This is a genomic window from Paraeggerthella sp. LCP19S3_G8, assembly GCF_052119225.1.
GTDB lineage: Bacteria > Actinomycetota > Coriobacteriia > Coriobacteriales > Eggerthellaceae > Paraeggerthella > Paraeggerthella hominis.
Genome location: NZ_JBQKFQ010000002.1, coordinates 1 through 19,196, shown reverse-complemented (window position 1 = coordinate 19,196; position 19,196 = coordinate 1). Strand labels below are relative to the sequence as shown.

16 protein-coding genes are annotated in these 19,196 nt (G+C 65.0%); 11 read left to right on the top strand and 5 right to left on the bottom strand.

Features of this window, described 5'->3' with window-relative positions:
- Nucleotides 1-95 precede the first annotated feature (95 nt).
- From ACTQZK_RS02035 to ACTQZK_RS02015, 5 genes are read left to right on the top strand one after another with little or no spacing between them, the layout of a single operon-like run.
- On the top strand, nucleotides 96-1,208 hold the full coding sequence (locus ACTQZK_RS02035; protein WP_441898232.1) for a Tat pathway signal sequence: 1,113 nt from the start codon (nucleotides 96-98) through the stop codon (nucleotides 1,206-1,208).
- A 3-nt stretch (nucleotides 1,209-1,211) separates the two neighbouring features.
- Entirely contained in the window at nucleotides 1,212-2,459 is a 1,248-nt protein-coding gene (locus tag ACTQZK_RS02030) for an ABC transporter permease (RefSeq protein WP_441898230.1), read from the top strand.
- On the top strand, nucleotides 2,447-3,046 hold the full coding sequence (locus ACTQZK_RS02025) for an ATP-binding cassette domain-containing protein (protein ID WP_216528868.1): 600 nt from the start codon (nucleotides 2,447-2,449) through the stop codon (nucleotides 3,044-3,046). Before ACTQZK_RS02030 ends, ACTQZK_RS02025 begins: the two co-directional genes overlap by 13 nt.
- Nucleotides 3,043-3,252, top strand: coding sequence for a nitrate ABC transporter ATPase (locus ACTQZK_RS02020; RefSeq protein WP_114566820.1), 210 nt, complete (start codon nucleotides 3,043-3,045; stop codon nucleotides 3,250-3,252). The genes ACTQZK_RS02025 and ACTQZK_RS02020 overlap by 4 nt, the downstream gene beginning before the upstream one ends.
- A gap of 9 nt (nucleotides 3,253-3,261) precedes the next feature.
- Nucleotides 3,262-7,224 carry an acyl-CoA dehydratase activase gene (locus ACTQZK_RS02015; protein WP_428420675.1) on the top strand — a complete coding sequence of 1,321 codons (3,963 nt, stop codon included), beginning with the start codon at nucleotides 3,262-3,264 and terminating at the stop codon, nucleotides 7,222-7,224.
- Nucleotides 7,225-7,310: 86 nt separating this feature from the next.
- Here ACTQZK_RS02015 and ACTQZK_RS02010 read toward each other — a convergent pair whose 3' ends face one another.
- On the bottom strand, nucleotides 7,311-9,746 hold the full coding sequence (locus ACTQZK_RS02010; RefSeq protein ID WP_114566822.1) for an ABC transporter permease: 2,436 nt from the start codon (nucleotides 9,744-9,746) through the stop codon (nucleotides 7,311-7,313).
- A gap of 7 nt (nucleotides 9,747-9,753) precedes the next feature.
- Nucleotides 9,754-10,563 carry an ABC transporter ATP-binding protein gene (locus tag ACTQZK_RS02005; protein WP_371298121.1) on the bottom strand — a complete coding sequence of 270 codons (810 nt, stop codon included), beginning with the start codon at nucleotides 10,561-10,563 and terminating at the stop codon, nucleotides 9,754-9,756.
- 377 nt (nucleotides 10,564-10,940) lie between these two features.
- Between ACTQZK_RS02005 and ACTQZK_RS02000 the strand changes: the two genes are divergently transcribed.
- Nucleotides 10,941-11,729 (top strand): rhomboid family intramembrane serine protease, encoded by a 789-nt coding sequence (locus tag ACTQZK_RS02000; RefSeq protein ID WP_225748823.1) that lies wholly within the window; start codon nucleotides 10,941-10,943, stop codon nucleotides 11,727-11,729.
- 87 nt (nucleotides 11,730-11,816) lie between these two features.
- Here the strand turns inward: ACTQZK_RS02000 and ACTQZK_RS01995 are convergent, their stop codons facing one another.
- Genes ACTQZK_RS01995 through ACTQZK_RS01985 form a run of 3 tightly spaced genes read right to left on the bottom strand, consistent with a single transcriptional unit; the run spans nucleotide 11,817 to nucleotide 14,823 of the window.
- Complete coding sequence (locus tag ACTQZK_RS01995) at nucleotides 11,817-12,473, bottom strand: DUF6320 domain-containing protein (RefSeq protein ID WP_114566824.1); 657 nt, start codon at nucleotides 12,471-12,473, stop codon at nucleotides 11,817-11,819.
- Nucleotides 12,470-13,831, bottom strand: coding sequence for a phthiocerol/phthiodiolone dimycocerosyl transferase family protein (locus tag ACTQZK_RS01990; protein WP_114566825.1), 1,362 nt, complete (start codon nucleotides 13,829-13,831; stop codon nucleotides 12,470-12,472). Before ACTQZK_RS01990 ends, ACTQZK_RS01995 begins: the two co-directional genes overlap by 4 nt.
- Nucleotides 13,804-14,823, bottom strand: coding sequence for an alpha/beta hydrolase (locus tag ACTQZK_RS01985; RefSeq protein ID WP_114566871.1), 1,020 nt, complete (start codon nucleotides 14,821-14,823; stop codon nucleotides 13,804-13,806). Before ACTQZK_RS01985 ends, ACTQZK_RS01990 begins: the two co-directional genes overlap by 28 nt.
- 419 nt (nucleotides 14,824-15,242) lie before the next feature.
- Here ACTQZK_RS01985 and ACTQZK_RS01980 point away from each other — a divergent pair, with 419 nt between their 5' ends.
- From ACTQZK_RS01980 to ACTQZK_RS01960, 5 genes are all read left to right on the top strand, one after another.
- The gene (locus ACTQZK_RS01980) at nucleotides 15,243-15,665 is read left to right on the top strand and encodes a 6-pyruvoyl trahydropterin synthase family protein (RefSeq protein WP_114566826.1); all 423 of its coding nucleotides are present in this window, start codon (nucleotides 15,243-15,245) and stop codon (nucleotides 15,663-15,665) included.
- A 303-nt stretch (nucleotides 15,666-15,968) separates the two neighbouring features.
- Nucleotides 15,969-16,364, top strand: a complete 396-nt coding sequence (locus tag ACTQZK_RS01975; RefSeq protein ID WP_181792559.1) for a metal-dependent transcriptional regulator — start codon at nucleotides 15,969-15,971, stop codon at nucleotides 16,362-16,364.
- Nucleotides 16,365-16,473: 109 nt separating this feature from the next.
- Nucleotides 16,474-17,019 (top strand): FmdE family protein, encoded by a 546-nt coding sequence (locus tag ACTQZK_RS01970; RefSeq protein WP_114566828.1) that lies wholly within the window; start codon nucleotides 16,474-16,476, stop codon nucleotides 17,017-17,019.
- Nucleotides 17,016-18,146, top strand: a complete 1,131-nt coding sequence (locus ACTQZK_RS01965; RefSeq protein WP_231088207.1) for a FecCD family ABC transporter permease — start codon at nucleotides 17,016-17,018, stop codon at nucleotides 18,144-18,146. Before ACTQZK_RS01970 ends, ACTQZK_RS01965 begins: the two co-directional genes overlap by 4 nt.
- Nucleotides 18,143-19,018: an ABC transporter ATP-binding protein gene (locus ACTQZK_RS01960; RefSeq protein WP_225748826.1), complete on the top strand. Its 876-nt coding sequence runs from the start codon at nucleotides 18,143-18,145 to the stop codon at nucleotides 19,016-19,018. The genes ACTQZK_RS01965 and ACTQZK_RS01960 overlap by 4 nt, the downstream gene beginning before the upstream one ends.
- Nucleotides 19,019-19,196: the final 178 nt, after the last annotated feature.

Sequence of the window (19,196 nt, the reverse complement as noted above, 5' to 3'; positions counted from 1 at the left end):
CGTGCACGACTGAATGCGAGCCCGTCCGCCAGTCGCGTCGTGCGGACGGGCTCGCAGCTCTTTATTTGAAGGAACGACCCGGAAACGAGGTAGGCATGAATCTGACAAGGCGCGCGTTCTGCGCGTTTGCGAGCACGGCCGTAGCAACGGCGGCCGTGGGTTTGGCGGGCTGCTCGTCGAGCGGCCCCGATCAAGGCGATACGGCGCTCGGCACGGTCGACCTGGTTGCGCAGCCCGAAAGCCGCGAGCTCATGGGCAGCCCCGATGCGTGCACTGCGCGCGTCGGCTTGATCATGGGCCCGCCATCCATGGGCCTTTCGCAGTTCATCGTGGCGGCGCGAGCCGGCAAGACGTTCAACGACTTCCAGTTCGAGCTGAGCGGCGTGGACTACGTGGGCCTCTCCGCCGCGTTCAACCAGGGCAGCTACGATATGTGCACGCTGCCGTCCAATATCGGCCCCATCCTGTACAACAACAAGGAGCTGAAGAACGACTACCAGGTGATAAGCGTCAACAACCTGGGCGTGCTCTACGGCATCACCACCGATCCGTCGGTGGCTGCCGTGGACGACCTTGCGGGTCGCACGGTGTACAGCTACGGCGAAGGCGGCACGCCCGAGTACACGATCGAGGCGTTGCTGGGCAAGATGGGCAAGGCGGGGTCGTTCAACCTTGAGTTCAAGTCGTCGCCGTTCGAAGTGCTGAATCTTTTGCAGGACGAACCGAACTGCGCGGCCATCCTTCCGCAGCCGTTCGTGTCGCTTTCGAAGCTCATGGTGGACCCCCTGTACGCGCCTATCGACATCACCAAGGAATGGGATGCGGCGTTTGCCGACACGGGGAGCCAGGCCGTTACCACGACCACGATCGTGAACCGGAAGTTTCTCGAAGAGCACGAGCAAGCCGTGATCGAGTACCTGCGGATGGCGGGACAATCGGTGGCGTGGTCGCTCGAGAACATGTCGGCCGCGGCTGCCCTGCAAGAGGAGCTGGGGACGTTTCTGAACAACGCCGTGGCGCTGGACGCTATGCCCCAGATCAGCATGGTGAGCTTGACGGGAACCGACATGCGCACGGCGCTTTCGGGCTTTCTCGAGGAGCTGTACCGCTCGAACCCCGACTCGATTGGCGGCAAGGTTCCGGACGACGGGTTCTACTACCTGCCTCCCGTGGGCCAGCTTGACGATGCGGGCAGCGCGGGCGCGTAGGCCATGGGCGAACGGCGAGCGAAAGAGCTGCTGAGGCGGCTGGGCGTGCGCATCGGGCGGGCGCGCGAAATGCGTGATACGGGCGAGGCCCCGCGCATGCAGGTGGCTCAGATAGCGCAGAAGCTGGGTATGCCCGAGGACAAGGTTGCGCAGGTTGTGCAGATGGTCAGGGAAAACGGCATGGACGACTCCCAGATGGGCTTCATGATGAGAACGGCCGTGTCCCGCGGCGTCGGCAGAGATCAGATCATGCAGATGATGACCTCCATGGGCGTTTCTTACCGGCAGGTGGTGCGCGTCATGCAGGCGCAAAGCCTCATGGACGACGAGGAAGCGCAGCTTGTTTTGGAGGAGGAACGCGCCGGGCGGGAGCGCGTCGTTGCCGCCCGAGGCGCGTCGAGGCGCATCGCAGGGGCGAAAAAGGCGCTGATCGTGCTGTTCTGGCTGGTTGTATGGGAAGTGCTCGATCGGGTGGTGGACAACCGCCTGGTTCTGGCCGGTCCTGTTCGGGTGCTGGAGGCGTTGGCGGAGCAGGTGGCGAAGCCCGACTTCTGGCTGATCTGCGGCGCTTCCACGGCGCGTATCGCCGCGGGGTTTCTCCTGTCGTTTTCCGTAGGGCTGCTGTTGGCTTTATTGGCGTACCGTGTGGCCGTCGTACGCGACTTCATCGATCCCGTGATGTCGCTTCTGCGCACTATTCCCGTTATCTCGTTCATCATCATGCTGCTTATCTGGGTGGGCAACCAGGCGTTGACCGTGTACCTGGCGTTCTTGATCGTGCTGCCGCTGGCCTACACGTCCACGCTTGCCGGATTCGAGAGCGTGGACCGGCACCTGCTGGAGATGGCGCGGGTGTTCAAGCTGTCCAGATGGCGCACGTTCATGTACGTGTACCGCCCTGCGTTCATGCCGTTTCTGGTGGCAAGTTCCCGCATATCGCTGGGAATGAGCTGGAAAAGCGGCATCATGGCCGAAGTTCTGGCCGTGCCCAAGCCCTCTATCGGCAAGGAGATGAGCCTGGCGCGCACGTACCTGGACACGCCCGATCTGTTCGCGTGGACGGTGATGGTCATGGTGCTGAGCTTGGCGTTCGAGAAGGCGTTCATGGCGCTGTTGAAACGCGCCGGACGTCCGCTGGGCGGCTTTCTGGGCGTGCGCGACGACGAGCGCGAAGGGCGCGCCCGACGCGGGCGGCGCGACGAGGGCGGCGCGAGCGACGCGGGAAAGGGCGATGCCGCATGGACATCGTGATGGAGCGCGTGGACAAGTCGTTCGGAGACGCGCGCGTGCTGGCGGGCGTGACGTGCACGCTTTCCGAAGGCGGCGTGTACTGCCTGATGGGGCCTTCGGGCGCGGGCAAGACCACCTTGCTGCGCGTGCTTCTGGGCCTTGAGCGCGCCGACGCGGGGCGCATCGAGGGCGCGCCTTCCGGCGCGGTTTCGGCGATGTTTCAGGAGGATCGCCTGTGCGAGACGCTGACGGCCGTGGAGAACGTGGCGTTGGTGCTGCCCGCGCGGGCCAGCCGACGCCAGATCCGCTGCATGCTGGAGAAGATCCTTCCCGCGGATTGCCTGAAGCGCCCGGTGATGCAGCTTTCGGGCGGCATGCGCCGACGCGTTTCGCTGGCAAGGGCGGTTGCCTATCCCGGCAGCGCGATCGTGCTGGACGAGCCGTTCACCGGGCTTGATGGGCAAACCAAGCGCGCGGTCATCGAGTTCTTGCTGGCCGAGCGACGCGGACGCACGCTTTTGGCGTCAACGCACAGCGACGAGGACGTGGCGCTTCTGGGCGCCCGAAAAATCATGTTAGCCGATATAACGAAGGGGGCTGCGCGATGATAGACGCGACGAAGACCATGAAGCAGACGGTGTTGGACGAGCCTTTGTTCGGGGAGTTCCTGGTGTCGAAGGGGTTTCCGTTTTCGCTGGACAACCCTATAGCCGACCTGGTGACGTTTGCCGACGTGGTGCAGGTGCGCCAGCTGGACGAGCGCGCGTTTCTAGCCGAGTACGAGCGGTATCGCGTGCGCGCGAAGGGGGAATAGGGGGCGGGCATGTACACCGTTGGCATCGATATCGGCGCATCGTCGGTGAAACTCGTGGCGCTTACGGACGCCGAGGAGCTTGCGTGGCGCGAAAGCCGCCTGCATCGCGGGGCCGCGCTCGCGTGCCTGCGCGATATGCTGGCCGTTTTGGCGTCCAAGCTGCCGGAGGGCGAGTGCGCGGGCTGGGCCGCCGCCGGATCGGGGGCGGCGGCGCTGCGGGGCATCGATCCCGCTTGCCTTATGCTGGAAGAAGTGCCGGCGGTGTGCCAAGGAGCGCAGCTTCTGGCGCCCGAGGCGCGCTCGGTCATCGAGATAGGCGGGCAGTCGGCGCTGTTCGTTACGGGCGTCGGGTCGGGGCAGGTGCCTCAGTTCGCCATGAACGAAAGCTGCGCGGCGGGCACGGGGTCGTTTTTCGAGGACCAGATGGAGCGATTGGGGCTTGCCCTGGAGGAGTACTCGGATCTGGTGGAGGGCGCGGTTTCGGTGCCGCGCATCTCCGGGCGCTGCGCGGTGTTCGCAAAAACCGACATCATCCATCACCAGCAGGAGGGCGCGTCGGTTCAGGACATTCTGCTGGGTCTGTGCTTCGCCATGGTGAAAAGCTACAAGGCCACCATCGTGCGCGGGCTGCCCGTGGCGCGCCCGGTGGCGCTTTCCGGCGGCGTTTTGGCGAACCGCGGGGTGGTTCGGGCGGTGCGCGAGGTGTTCGAGCTTGGAGAAGGCGAGCTTTTGCACGCGCCCGACCATCTGTTTTTCCAAGCGGCGGGCGCGGCGCGCGAGGCCCGGGCGCAAGGCGGGCGCACGCTTTCCGGCAAAGACGGCTGCCGCCCCCTTGCGATAGGCGACCTTGCCGTGCGGTTGGCTGAGCATACGGTCGTCGACGACCTGCCCCGGCTGCGCGCGCTGCCGTCCGTGCCGGTCGAGGCGAGGCCCGGGTTTCGGCTGCGCCCGCGGCCCTGGTCGGCTTCGACGGGCGAGCCGGTGGACTGCGCGCTGGGAATCGACGTGGGGTCCACGTCGACGAACCTGGTGCTGCTGGACGCACGGGGCGCGTTGCTGGACGCGCAATACCTGCGCACGCGCGGCGACGCGCGACGGGCGGTGCGCGAGGGCTTGGACTCGCTTGCGAAGCGCCTGGGCTCCGCCGTTCGCGTGACGGCCGTGGGCGTGACGGGTTCGGGGCGCAGCATGATCGGGAAGATGGTTGGCGCCGATGCGGTACGCGACGAGATCACTGCGCAAGCGCGCGCCGCCGTGGCTGCCGACGCGCGGGTCGACACCGTGTTCGAGATAGGGGGCCAGGACTCCAAGTACGTCAGCTTGAAGGACGGGCGGGTGGCCGATTTCCAAATGAACAAGATATGCGCGGCGGGCACCGGGTCGTTCGTCGAGGAGCAGGCTGCGCGCCTGGGCATCGAGCTTGCCGACTACGGGCCGCTGGCGCTGTCCTCGAAGGCACCTATTGACCTGGGGGAACGCTGTACGGTGTTCGTGGAAACAGCCATCAACGCGGCTTTGGCGAAAGGCGCGTCGACGGCCGATGTGGCGGCGGGCCTGTGCTTGTCGGTGGTGCGCAACTACCTGCATCGCGTGGTGGGAACCAAGCCGGTGGGCGCCCATGTGGTGCTGCAGGGCGGCGTGGCCTACAACCCCGGCATCGTGGCCGCGTTCAAGGCGCACCTGGGCGACGCCCTTTCGGTGTCGCCGTGGTTTGCCGTGTCGGGCGCGGTGGGCGCGGCCTTGCTCGCGCAGGAGGCCGGGGCGGAGGCCACGGCGTTTCGCGGGTTCGACCTGACGCGCGCGCAGCAGGCTTCGAGGGCCGTCGACCGCGCGTCCGTCGAGGAGAATCGTCGGTTCTTTCGCAAGGTCGACGAGTTGTTCTTGGAGGGGTACGACGCCCGCATCGATCCGTCCAAGCAAACGGTGGGCATTCCGCGCTGCCTTATGCTGCACAAGCTGTTTCCCCTGGCAAACGCGTTCTTCAAGCAGTTGGGCTACAACGTGCTGCTGTCCGATGCGACCGACGAGGAAACGGTGCGCCTCTCCCAGCAGACGGCTCAAGGTGAGACATGCTATCCCGTGAAGCTCGTCCACGGTCATCTGGAGCAGTTGGCGCGGCGCGGCGTGGACTACGTGTTCATGCCGGCGGTGCGCACGATTCGCCACGTCTCTTCCAAGGTCGCGCACAACTACGCGTGCCCCTACATGCAGTCGGCGCCGATGCTGGCGGCCAAGGAGCTTGACTTCGAGGGCCGCGGCATTCGCCTTTTGAGCCCGGTACTGGACATGGATTTCGGGCAGCAGGCCGTTGCCGAAGCGCTGCTGGGCGTGGGCGCGCAGCTGGGAAAGGAGCCGCGTGAAACCGCCCGCGCCATGCTGGCGGGCGGTTTCGCGGTGCAGGAGTTCACGCGTAAGACCGAAGAGCTGGGAGAGCAGCTGCTGGGTTCGCTCGGCCCCGACGAGCGCGTGCTCGTGCTGATCACCCGCAACTACGGCATTGTCGATCCGGCGCTCAACATGGGCATTCCCGATGCGCTCCTGGACCGTGGCCGGAAGGTGATCACGGTGAGCCATCTGCATGCGCATGACGTGGACGTGTCGCAGGATCATCCGGGGCTGTACTGGCCGTTCGGGCAGCATATCGTGTCGGGCGCGAAGCTGGTGCGCCGCGATCCGCGCCTGTTCGCGGTGTACCTGACCAATCACGGGTGCGGCCCGGACACCATGGTGAGCCACCTGTTTCGCGAGGAGATGGGCGACAAGCCCTACCTGCATATCGAGACCGACGAGCATTCTTCGCAGGTGGGGGTCGTGACGCGCATCGAGGCGTTTTTGAACGCGATCGACCACTACGAGCCGCGCGACGAGCGCGCGCTGCCCCTGGCGGGCCGTCCGTACGAGGCGCCGCACGCGACGCTCGATGCGCGGCGGGTTGTGGCGCTGCCGTCGTTCGGGGCGTGGGGGCCCTTGGTGGGCGGCTGGCTGGAGGGGCGCGGCCTGCGCGTGGAATTGCTGGAACCCGACGACGCGGCTGTGGCCGCCGGACGTGCGCGCAGCGCTTCGAAGGAGTACCTGTCGTTCACGGCGCTGCTGGGAATGTCGTTGCGGGCGGCTGCGAAAGCCTCGGCGGAACGTGCCGGTGCGAGCGGCTTGCAGCTGCTGCTGCCTTCGACGGAAGGCGCCGAGGCCGACGGGCAGTACGACCGCGTGATCCGCGCCGTCTTGGACGAGGAAGGGGCGGCCGACGCGAAGCTGGTTGCGCCGATCCTCGATCAGCTGCCTTGGTCGATGCCCGATCCCGAGGGCTTCTTCCTGCATCTTTTGGCCGGCGACGTAGCCTACGCGGCCGACCAGGACGATCGTCAAGAGGTGCTGGACGGGTTCCTGCGCGATGGCGTGACGTTCGAGCGCGTATGCGCCGCGGCCCGCCGAGCGGGGGATGCGGCCGAAGGGGGTTCGCGCCGCGCCCGCAAGACGCTTGCGCTGGTGGGCGAGTGGCCTTTGGTGTACGCCGACCAGCTGACGGGCGGACGCTGGGAGGGCCTTGAGCGCGCAGGGTACCGCCTGGTGCGCATGCCGCTGTCCGAGTACCTGTGGTTTCTGTGGCGCGATGCGCGTCAGCCCGACGAGCTGCTGGCGGCCTTCGCCGCGCAGATGGCCGAAGTGCACCGTTCGTTAGGCTGCGCCTCGCCGTTTTGCGCCAGCTTGGACGACCTGCGGATTGCGGCTGACGAGGCGCTGGGGGGCTATCGGGGCGCGAACGGAAGGTACCGAGCGGCTAAGGCGCGCTTGGCGGCGCGCGAGGCGGACGGCGTGATAGCGGTGTCGTCGATGTACGAGAACACCGGCATCGTGCTCAAGCTGCTCGACGATGCCGACGACCTTGCGGCTCCCGTGCTGCACGTGTCGTTCGACGGCGCGCTCGACCAGGGCATCGACGAGCGCTTGCGGTCGTTTCTCTACTACGTGTGAGGAGCGGCTGCGAAACGCGCGGCTTCCCGGGCTGACCGCAGTCCTGCGACCGGCGGCGGGATCCAGGCCCCGCCGCCGGTCGGGGCTTACTCCTGCGCTTTGAGCGCCAGGGCAAGCGGGACGCGCTTGATGCGCCTGGTGTGCAGAAACGCCACGACGGCGTACGTGGCAACGCCGATTGCCGCGATAAGCGCCAGGCGGTCGGCGGGCGCGTACGCCTCCATGTTGCCCCCGTATCCCGCGAGGGCAGCTCTGATCAGCGTCGATATACCCAGGACAACCAGGGGCAGGGATGCAAGGAGCGAGGCGATCACCACGGTTGTGATGGAATGCAGGTACAGCTTGTTGATCTCGCGGTTTCGGTAGCCGAACACCTTCATGTACGAAATGCTGCGCGCGCTTCGATCCAGTACCGTTTTCGTGAGCAGGTACATGAGCACCAGGTAGACAAGCGTGGCCGCTGCCGTCATCATGTCCATCACATGGCCCATCGAGTCTTGCATCTGGGCGCTGATCTTGTCCATGTCGGCAGGGGCAAGATCGCTTGCCAGATAGCGTTCGTCCAGGTTGAGGCTTTCGTTCGACACGTATCCGTTGAAATAGCCGGCATCGTTGCCGAACAGCTCGTTGAAGTCCTCGATGCTCAAGAACACCGCCATGCACGAGGAGCTGCCCCAAAGCGAGCTGGGGGTCAGCTCGTAGGCTGCGCCGTCGAACTTGTTCGAGAACGTTTGCGGCTCTCCGGGTTTCAGCCCGCATTTCTGCGCCAATCCGCGTCCTACGGCCACCTTTCCCTCGCCGACGTCGACGTCGTTCCAGTAGCGGGATCCTTCCGCGATGCCGTACACGACGACCTCTTCGTTCCCCTGTGCCAAGCGGGCGGTTTCCAGGCGCCCTGCGGCGAACTTCTCGGCCTGCTCGATGACGCTGCGGTCGTTCGGCTTCACGTTGACGGGGTGGGCTCCTTCCTGCACCGTCGAAGCTTTTTGCGCGAGCGCGGCAAGCTCGATCGGGTCCATGGCTTCAAGTTGGGACTGCTCGGTTGCGGCCAGCGCGGTCGCGGCTGCGAACGCCTCGCGCTCGTCGTCGGTCGCGTCGATTTCGAGCGGCGCCTTGAGCAGGTACTGGTGCTCGGCCACCAGATCGTTGCGCAGGGAATCGGCGTAGTGCTCGATGGTGGGCATCATGCACAGCCCGAACAACAGCAGCATGCTGGCGAACGCGATCCCCACGAACAGCGTGGCGAAGTGCGAAAGGTTGCGCAGGAACACGCGCAGCCTGAACCGCGCCGAAAAGCCAAGGCGCTCGGGAAGCTTCAGGGTTGCGCGCATGCCGGCCTTCGCCGTTTCGCGCCGTAGGAACATGAGCGGCGTGCAGCGCATCTTGCGCGCCAGCCCGACGGACGTGATTGCCATGAGCAGGAAAAACGGGATGACGGTGGTCAATCCGAAGGCGCGCCAGCTCCAGGCGGCAACGTAGGGCGGCAGGCTGTAGCTGTTGTAGTACAGGCCTTTCATGGGGTCGACCATGACGGTGTATCCCAGTACGTTGCCCGCCACGGCCGCCGCCAGGCCTACCAAGCAAGGCAGCGCCAGGTAATGCGCGATCAGCTCGCGTTTGCGGTATCCCGAAGCCAGAAGCGTGCCGATGACGGCGCTCTCTTCGTCGATGGCGGCCGAGGTCAGCACCACGAACACGAACGCCATGATGACGATGAGCAGAAACAGCATGGTCTCCCAGGTGACCTGATCGCCCGCCACGTCTTCGGCGGCGTAGGTGATCCCTTGGTTCGACGCGGCGTCCACCAGATCGGTCAGCAAGGCTCCGTGGCTGGCCAGCGCATCGGCGATGTCCTGCTCGGCGTCGATGCGCTCGGGCAGGGGCAAGGCGCGGTCGTCGAACAGGAAGGAGTAGACGTGGGAGACGCTCGCGCCTTCGAAGGACGCGAACGCGGCTCGGTCCACAACGGCGGTGCCGAACGTGAGCGTGTTCATGACGAAATCGGAGTTCTTTTCGAAAAGAGCCGCATAGTCGGGAAGCGTCATGATGCCCGACACGGTCAGATCCCGCCCGCCCACGCGCACCGTATCGCCCGTTTCGATGCGGGCATGCTCCGCGAAGGTCCGATCGAGCGCGATCTCGTCGGCTCCCTGCGGGGCTTCGCCCTGCGCGTAAGCGGCCTCGTTGAAGCCGTTGCGGTTGAGGTGCACGCGCACCGTGGCGCCCGGTGCGTCGTCGCGCTCGAGCGGCAGGTCGTAGCTGAAGTTCTCGTGCACGGACGCGCCCAGGTCCTCGACGGCCGCAAGCGCTTCGGCGGGCGCTTTCCGGCTTGTCGTGAAGCGCCCGTCCTCGACGGCGTAGGCGTCGCGCATGCCGTCGGTGATGCGCTCGATGCTGCTGGCTGCTGCAAGGAAGCCGGACACGAGCGTGATGGAGATGGTCATGAGCAGGAAGATGCCCAGATACCTGCCGAAGTTGTGCCTGAGCTCGCGCGGAAGGCGGCGGACAAGAGGGGTTGCCATGGCGCGCCTACCATTCCAGATCGCGCGCAGCGAGCACCTGCTGGTTGCGCGCGTCTTCGGCCAGGACCCCGTCGCGCAGCCGTAGGACGCGATGGGCCATGTGCCTGATGGCGTCGTTGTGCGTGACGATGACGATGGTGCAGCCGTAGTCGCGGTTGACCCGTTCCATCAACTCAAGTATCTCTTTCGAGGTTTGATAGTCCAACGCGCCCGTCGGCTCGTCGCACAGCAGCAGGCGAGGGTTTTTCACGAGCGCGCGCCCGATCGCGCAACGCTGCTGCTGCCCGCCCGATATTTGGCGCGGGAACTTTCCGCGATGGTCCCATAGCCCCAGCGAATGCAGCAGGTCGTCAAGGGGAAGCGGGTTTGCGCTGAGATGGCGGCACACCTCGATGTTCTCGCGCACGGTCAGGTCGGGGATCAGATTGTAGAACTGGAACACGAATCCCAGCTCGCGTCGGCGGTACTCGCCAAGCTCCTTGTCGGAAAGGCCGGTCAGCTCAACGCCTCCCACGCGGATGGAGCCCGAGTCGGCCGGCTCCAGCCCGCCTACCAGGTTGAGGAACGTGGACTTTCCCGAGCCCGAAGGCCCGAGCAGCGCGCATACGGCGCCCTGTTCGATGGTCGTGGCAATGTCCGAGAGCACGGTGGCGCGCGCTTCGCCTTCTCCGTAGTGCTTGCAAAGGCCGTCGACCGACAGGAAGACGGGGTCGATCGCCGGGCGTTCGCGGCGTTCGTCGGAGTCGGCGTCTTGCGCCTTGCGGTTTTCGTGGGGGTCGTGCTTCTTCGGGGGGAAGAAGGCTGCTTGGTTGGACATGGGTTCTCGTTTCCCCGCGTGAGCGGCTTATAAGTTTACTAAGGCTAACATTTACCACAACGGAGAGGGAAACACAACGACAAGGGGGAATACGGGCGCGCGCAGCGCCTTGCTCGGCCGAGGAGGGCTCTGCGGCGCGGTGGAGGTCGGCGAGGATCGGGCGGGTTGCGGGCCGCGCGCTCGGAAGGCGGTGCGATCGAGCGGGCTTCGTCGCGTGCCGGGGAGGCGGCGCGGGTCGGGCGGGGACCGCGTGCGGCGCGCAGCGGTGAAACCGTGTTTTTGCCTCAACGGAAACGCGAAGGCTGCGTTGTCGCGCAAGCGACGTGGTAGGATTTCCCCTGAACCATGATCGAATTGCCGCATGCGAGGAGCAGCCAGTGCCGGAAAACCAGAACAACGTGCCGAACCCGACCAAAACCGTGATCGACGACGAGCAGTTGAAGCGGATGCTCAATCAAAGCGAGCCGTCCTTTTTCGAGCGAAACCGGTTTCGCATGGTCACGCTTATCCTGATCGCCCTCAACGTGATCGTGTTCGCGGTGGAGGCGGTGCTTTCGGGGTTCCGCGTGAACGTGTCGACGTCGGTGCTCGTGCAGATGGGCGCCATGTACGCGCCGTGGATGCAGTCGGCGGCCGACCTGTACCGGTTCGTGACGCCGATGTTCTTGCACATGGACCTCATGCACCTGGGGTTCAACATGGTTGCGCTCTACAGCGTGGGCGAAGTGCTCGAACGCGTGCTGGGCAAAGGGAACTTCCTGGCGCTGTACTTCATCGGCGGCATCACGGGCAACGCGGTGTCCTACGCCGCCGACGTGTTCCTAGGCGGTGGCTCGACAGTGAGCGCCGGCGCTTCCACCAGCGTGTTCGGCCTGTTCGTGGCCGTAGCCCTGCTGGGTTTGCTGCACAAGGGGAATCGCTCGATGTTCGCGCAGTACAGCAAGGGCATGTTGGGCATCATCGCGGTGAACGTCGCGTACACGTTCTTGGTGCCGGGAATCTCCGTGAGCGGACACTTGGGCGGCGCGCTGGGCGGCCTGGTGGCCATGTTCATGGTGCCGGCGAAAAGCCTGCGCGTGCCCACCGTCGCGCGGGTGGCCGTGGGGGTTCTGTGGGTGGCTTCGCTGGTTTGGCTGCTGGCATCGCAGGGGCTGCTTTCCCTGTAGGGCGCGCACTGGCTTTCGGGAGGGTTTGCCCGACGTTCGCCGGGCGCCGATGTTCGCCGACGCCCGGAAGCGCGGCTTGTCGCCGCGCTATGCCAGGAACAGCTTGCGAACCTCGTCCATCAGCTGCTTTCGCATGAACACGAGCAGTCCCAGCAAGAACACGCTTGCTGCGAGTGCGCTCGAAAGCGCGGGGATCTCCCAGGTGGTAAGCCCCAGCGCGATGAGCGCAAGGGGAACCAGCCCCAGCACCACGTCGAAGAGCAGGTACTTCGCGTACCCGGCCACGAACGTGTCTTTGAACACGGCCACGAGCACCGTGTCGAACACCAGCGCCACCAGGCATATTCCCGGTATGACGAACGTGGTGACCAGCGTGTTTCCCGTGACCAGAAACCATGCTGCCGCAATGCCCAGCAAAATGAGGAAGTAGCGTACCACCACGCGCAAAAAGTCCGGCGAATGCGCAAGGATGTTGCGTACGAACAGGTAGTTCACCACCAACGCCACGCACACCGAAACCACGATGTCGCCCGGAAGCGACAGCATTCGTCCCAGAAACGCCATCACCAAAAGGCATGCTCCGCTCACGAAGGCCAAGACGCCAAGGGCCATGGCTCCCGACTTGCGCACTTCGTTTCGCGGAAACGCCGACGGCGTTGCCGTTCCGGCAAGCTCGGCTTGGCACAAGGGACAGCGATCGAGGTCGCCGGTGAATTCGACGCGGCACTTCTCGCAACGTCTCACGGTCGTTCCCTTTCTCCTTCGGGTGCGCCGTCGTCGGCGCCTTCTTCATGTGCGGGAACCTGGCCGCCCCATCGTTTGACCGAAGTCTCCAGTTTGGTTTCCAGGCGGTCCTCGGCTACTTCTTCGCTTGTTTTGTTGATGTTGACGTACCCTTCGATGCCCTGGTCCGAGAAGTACCGGCAGAAGTTCTTGATCACGTCGGGGTTCGAGTACGTGGTGGATATGCCGATGCTCAGATCGTCTCCGAACGAGCACACCATGAAGTTGAGCCCGACGGTGGAGGTCAGCACGTTGACGTTGCGGATGAACGGGGCCAGGCGCTCGTCGACGCCGATAGCTCCCAGGCTTGATACGGTCGTCGTGGTTTCGCGCTCAACCATGCGGTCTGCCAGTTCGAGCGCGATGTCCTTCACGAACAGCGGGGCGAAGCGCAGGGCCGGGTGCTTTTCGAGCGCGATCATGCGGTTCATCCGCGGTTTGAGGTTTTCTGCCTCGGTCGCCACCTTCAGCTGGTCCTGCACGCGGGCGGCTACGACTTCCACGGGTTCGTCCTGATCGCCGGGCGTGTAGGACACGAAAGCCAAGCCGAAGAAGTTCTTGGTGGTGGCCGATTCGAAGATTCTCCGAAGGTCCACGGGCACGTCGATGCGAATGGCGCGATGGCGGTCGCGACGCGGCATCTCCGCGCGAATGGCGCACATCACCGCTGCGATCACAAGCGACGTCAGGCTCACTCCGTGCGAGCGCGCCAGGTCGAGCACGCGCTGCATGGGCAGGTGGTATTCCATGAACGTGGGGTCGGCCTTGTCGCGCCAGCCGGACAGCCGGTAGATCTTCGGCGCGCGCGTGCCCGCGGCCTTGTCCCGCTCAAAGTACTTGTCGAAGCTGTCCTCGTGCTTTTGGTGGTCAGATCCGTCGTATTCGAACGGCACCCCCTCCACGCCGTAGCGCTTTTGAATGTAGACGTGCAGCAGCATCTTGAAGAAGCTCAAGGAGCCGCGCCCGTCGGAGACGATGTGGGAAACCTCCAAGTTGATGCGGTTTCGATAATAGCTGACGCGGAACAGGACGCTTTTCGCGTCGACGTGCAGGCCGAAGCAAATCGGAAGGTTCTCGCGGCTGATTTCGGGCGGCTTCGGCGCTTGCTCCAGGTAGTGCCAAAACATGCCGCTGCGCAGGCACACGTTGAACCCGGGGAACGTGTCGACCGTCTTGTCGAGCGCGCGCTGCAGCGCCTGCGGGTCGACGTCGTCGACCAGCTCGGCTGCGTAGCGGAACACCGTTTGCGCGGAGCTGCCGGCTTGGGATGAGTAGAACTTGCCTACGTTGTCTAGTCGGTACCAAGTATTCCGAGCCACGCCGGTTTGTCCTCTCGCTTCAGGTCGGTGCCGTCAAGGAAGTGCCCGATGATCCGGTAGGTGTCTCTGACCGCGCCGACCACCGAAGGATACAGCAGGTACCCGTGCACGGCGTCGAGCACGCGGTAGCACTGCACGCTGCCGCCCTCCAGCTCCAAGCGCGCCGCGTATGCCTCGCCCTCGTCGCGCAGCGGGCAGTACTCGGCTGTGACCACCAGGGTGCGCGGCTGGTCCGAAAGGTCGGGATCGAGCAGCGGCGCGAAGTAGGGGTTGGCGTAATCGGTCGGCGACGAACGGTACAGCTCCATGTACCCGCGTATGTCGCGCCAGGTGAGCAGGTAGTCCTCGCCGTTTTCGCGCACCGAGTCGAACCATGAGGTTCGCGGGTCGTGATCGTCGTAGGTGACGGGGTAGAGCAGCACCTGCGTAGGCGGGCGAAACGCGCCGCGGTCGCGCGCCATGAGCGATACGACGGCGGCTAGATTTCCCCCTGCGCTGTCGCCGAGCAGCACGATGCGACGGGGATCGACGTCGGGCAGCAGCTTTCCCGCGAACAGCTGGCGCGTCACTTCGTAGCAGTCCTCGGAGGCCTGCGGGAATCGGTGCTCGGGCGCGCGCCGGTAGTCCACCGACACCACGCGCCGCTCGAGTTTGAGCGCCATGGTGGAGCAAGCGTCGGCGTAGAAGTCCACGTCGCCGTTGACCCAGCCGCCTCCATGGAAGAACAGGATGGTGCCGCGCCAGTCTTCGGACACCTTGAAGCCCGAAGCAAGCGAGAAGTCGATGTCGAGCGGCGTGAAGATGCGCAGGGGCACGCGGTAGCCGTCCGGCATGACGGCGAAGGCGTCGTCGACGCGGCAGCGGGGATTGGGTATGGCCAGCTTGGCGCTGAGGTCCTCGGCGGCGCGCTGCGCCTTGTAGAACTCTTTGATGTCGGGCCTGATCCGCGTGGCGGCTCGATAGGCTGCCAGGATGGCCTTGTTCATGGGCATGGTTCGTCGTCCTTTCGCGGAGACGGTGCCGCCCGGCGCGGTTGGCGCGGATCGGGCGGCGCGGCGGCGCGCCGCGTCGGTTCGTCTGAGCATCGTAGCACAAGCTTCGCGCGCGGGGCCTTTCGGAGCGAAGCCGACACATCGCTGCGGCGCATCGTCGCCCGGAATGCACCCGCCAGCCTTCGCCTTCGCCCGCGCTTGCCCGGCCGAATCCGCACGGGCGGCCGGGTGCGGGCGCGGGCGACGGCGGGCGAGGGGGCGGTTGCGCGGACCGCTCGAAACCTGTACGTTTCGAGCGGCGATGACGTACTTGCGCGCCGCGGGGGCCGATTCGCCGCGCGCTTTGCTATGATGGCGAAAAACGATGATTCGCCGCGCCCGATCGAAGGGCGACGGCTGCATGAGACGAGGAGCGTGCTATGTACGGACTCAAAACGGAGGCGAGTTTCGATTCCGCCCATTTCCTGACCGATTACTATGGCAAGTGCGAGAACCTGCACGGCCATCGGTGGCGCACGGTGGTCTACCTGGAAACCGGCGAGCTCCAAACCGAAGGGACCATGCGCGACATGGTGCTGGACTTCGGCGTGTTCAAACGCGCGGTGCGCGATCTGGCGGAAGAGCTCGACCACACCTTCCTCGTGGAGGAGGGCTCGCTTGGCGAGGCCACGTTGGCCGCGCTCGCCGCAGAGGGCTTCAGCTTGACTGTGCTGCCGTTTCGCACTACGGCCGAGAACCTGGCGCGCTACGTTTGCGAACGCTTGACTGAGCAGGGCCTGCCCGTTTCGCAGGTGGACATGTACGAGACTCCGAACAACTGCGCCGTGTACCGCGCGCGCTGATGCGACCGCGAACGGCAACGCGCGAACCTTCCCGAAGAGCCTCCGAATCCAGATGTGAAGAAATTGTATACCTAGGTTAACTCCCCTTGTCGGCACGTATAAGTTCACCTAAGATAACTCACATCGAACGAGGCGCTGCCTTATCGATTGTGAATCCGCTGACCCGGCGGCAGAGGCTCCTCTCGTCTGGCCGACTGCCGCATCATGCAAGCGGAGGGAAGATCCCCCCTTCTTCCCTCCGCTTTTCTTGTTTCGACTGGATTCGGGCATAGGGGGAGGGGAAGGAGGCGGGTCGTGGAGCGAATGTCCATGTCCGGCGAAGATTACCTGGAGGCTATCGTCGAGCTGAGCGGTCCCGAGCGGGCCGTCGTGCGCTCGGTTGACCTAGCCGACGCGCTATCGGTTTCCAAAGCGTCGGTGAGCAAGGCGGTGATCGTGCTCAAACGTGAAGGCTATGTCGACCAGCAGCCTTACGGCGGCATCACCCTGACCGAGAAGGGGATGGCGTACGGCACCTCCGTGCTCGACCGCCATAAGCTTCTTCTGGCGTTCTTGACAAAGGTCATCGGCATCGATGAGGACGTCGCAGACGAGGAAGCCTGCAAGATGGAGCATGCCATTAGCGACGAGTCCTTCGAGCGTTGGGTCGCCTACGCTGACAGCATTGGCCTGAAGTGCTCCGAAAGGCCGCATTCGTAGCAGCACGGGTCCGCTTCTCTACCGTCCGCAGATTGAGAGTGTTACGAAATTGAATTCCGTGTTACGATGCGCGACGAAACGGTTGCACATCGTACGGAAGGAATATGCCATGCTGGACGAAACGTGGTGGACGCGGGCGGCGTCGTTTCATGGGCACACGTGCCCGGGGCTCGCTATAGGATTCAAAGCGTGCGAAGGGGCCATTGCGGAGCTGGGGCTCGATGCGGCGAAGCTTCCCGCCGTTGACGAGGAGATCGTGTGCGTGACCGAGAACGATGCGTGCGGCGTGGATGCCGTGCAGGTTGTTCTGGGCTGCACGTACGGCAAGTCGAACCTGATTCCGCGATTGCGCGGCAAGATGGCGTTCTCGTTCTTCGTGCGCGGCACCGACCGCGCCGTGCGCCTTGTGTTCACGGCCCGATCCGGCGAGAGAAGCCGCGACGAATTTCAATCGTACATCCTGAGCACGCCGTACGACCAGCTGTTCGACGTGGGGCTGCCCTCGTACGGTCTTCCGGAGCCTGCGCGGCTGTTCGCGTCGCAGGAGTGCGCGGTGTGCGGCGAATCGACGGCCGAGTACGGCCTGCGCGTGCAGCAGGGCGCTTTGGTGTGCCGCGATTGCTACGACGCGTACGCGCGGGAGGGAATCTGGTGATTCGGTCCCTGATGGCTGCCGAAGGCGATGCGGGCGTTTCGGCTTCGGCTTCGGCAGCTTCGGCTTCGGCGGCCTCGGCGCGCGGTTCGGGAAGGGCGGCGCATGCTCAGGCGCGCATCGAGCGACGGAACTGGCTGGTTGTCGCCGTGCTCGTTGCCGTGTGCGTCGCGGTTTCTCTGTGCGCGCTCGCAAGCGGCGCTTCCGACATGAACCCGCTTGCCAGCGCGCAGGCGCTGTTGGGGATCGGGTCTGCGCAGGACGTCATGACCGTGCGATCCATTCGTCTGCCGCGCGTGCTGTGCGCTATCGTTTCCGGCGCCGGCCTGGCGCTGGCAGGAGCCGTGCTGCAAAGCGTTCTGGAGAATCCGCTCGCATCCGCATCGACCGTGGGGATTTCCCAGGGAGCTGCCTTCGGCGCCACGTTGGCCCTTCTTGTGGTGGCTCCTGTTGTGGCGGGCGCTTCCACGGGGATCGGCATGGGTGCCGTCGCCCTGTTCGCGTTCGCTGGCGCCTTGGCGTCGAGCGCGGTGGTGCTGCTGTTCTCGCGGCTGGGGTCTTCCAGCCCGGAGAGCATCGTGCTGGTGGGTGTTGCGCTTTCGGCTTTGTGGGCGGGCGCGTCGACCATCATCCAGTATTTTTCGGACGATCTTGCCCTGACGAAAGTGATCTTTTGGCAGTTCGGCGATCTGGGCCGTGCAACGTGGTCTCAAATCGGCTTCATGGCCCTGGTGGGTGCTGCGTGCGCGCTGTACTTTTTCGCGAATCGCTGGAACTACAATGCGTTGCAAAACGGCGGCCAGGTTGCGGGCGGCTTGGGCGTGAACGTGGTGCGTTGCCGCGTGCTGGGCGTTGTGGCGTCTACGGTCATGGCGGCGGCGATGGTGTCGTTCGTGGGGCTTGTCAACTTCATCGGGCTCATTGCCCCTCATATTGCTCGCCGTCTTGTGGGCAACGACTACCGCTTCCTGCTGCCGGCATCGCTTGTCCTGGGGTCGATCATCATGCTGGCCAGCGACCTTGCGGCGCGCATGGTCATATCGCCCGTGGTGCTCCCCATTGGCGCCATCACGTCGTTTCTGGGCGCGCCGCTGTTTTTGTACCTGCTGTACAAGGGGTGCAAGCGATGAGGTGCGAGCAGTTGGGGAAGGGCGATCCTGCCGTGAGCGTCGAGGAGGCGCGGGCACTGCTCCAGGAGGTGTTCGACGCTCCTGCGGCCGATTCGCGAATCCCCGAGCGCCCCGTGCTGTCCGCCGAGGCGGTGGCGTATGCGTACCCCGCTGCCGAAAAGCCGGTGTTTCGCGGCATCGACGTGCAGGCGACCGCGGGGTCGATGCTGGCCATCCTGGGAAACAACGGAGCAGGGAAGTCTACGCTGCTCAACGTTTTGGCGGGCATCGTTCGCCCGAGCGAGGGGTCGGTGAAGGTCGATGGTCGCGACGTCGCGTCGCTCGGCCGCCGCGACGTCGCCCGCCGCATTGCCTTGGTTGCGCAGCAGCAGCGTATCCCTCACTTGAGCGTGTACGACCAGGTGCTGTTGGGGCGAAAGCCGCATGTTTCGTGGTCGTTGTCCGATCGCGATCGCCGGGTGGTGTCCGCTATGATCGAGCGTCTGGGGCTTGAGCGATTCGCCGCGCGCTATCTTGACGAGCTGTCCGGAGGCGAGCGTCAGAAGGTGTTCATCGCCCGTGCGCTTGCGCAGGAGCCGAAGGTTTTGCTGCTCGACGAGCCCACGAGCGCGCTCGATCCGAAGAACCAGCTGGAGGTTTTGGGCATCGTGCGCGACGTGACCGCTTCGGAGTCCATCGCTTCGGTGCTGGTGATCCACGACATCAACCTGGCATTGCGATTCTGCGATCGTTTTTTACTGGTGCGCGATGGCTGCGTGGTGGCGTACGGCGACCGCGAGGCGGTGACCGACGAGGCTCTGTCGGCCACGTACGACGTGGGCTTCAAGGTGGACGCGGTGGGCGACGTTCCGGTAGCCGTGCCGCTTGGCTGACGGCGCGGCGCAACGGGTGCTCGCTATCGTTCGCGGTCGCAAGGCGCGCCCGCTTTCATTGTCGATCCAAAAAAACCGTTTTGGGGGGCCATACCTGTTTTTTGTTTGTCAAATAACCGAGCAGCCCCCCCCACAGCCCCGTGCCCGGTTGCGCCCGGCCCGATGGGCGGGGGGGCAC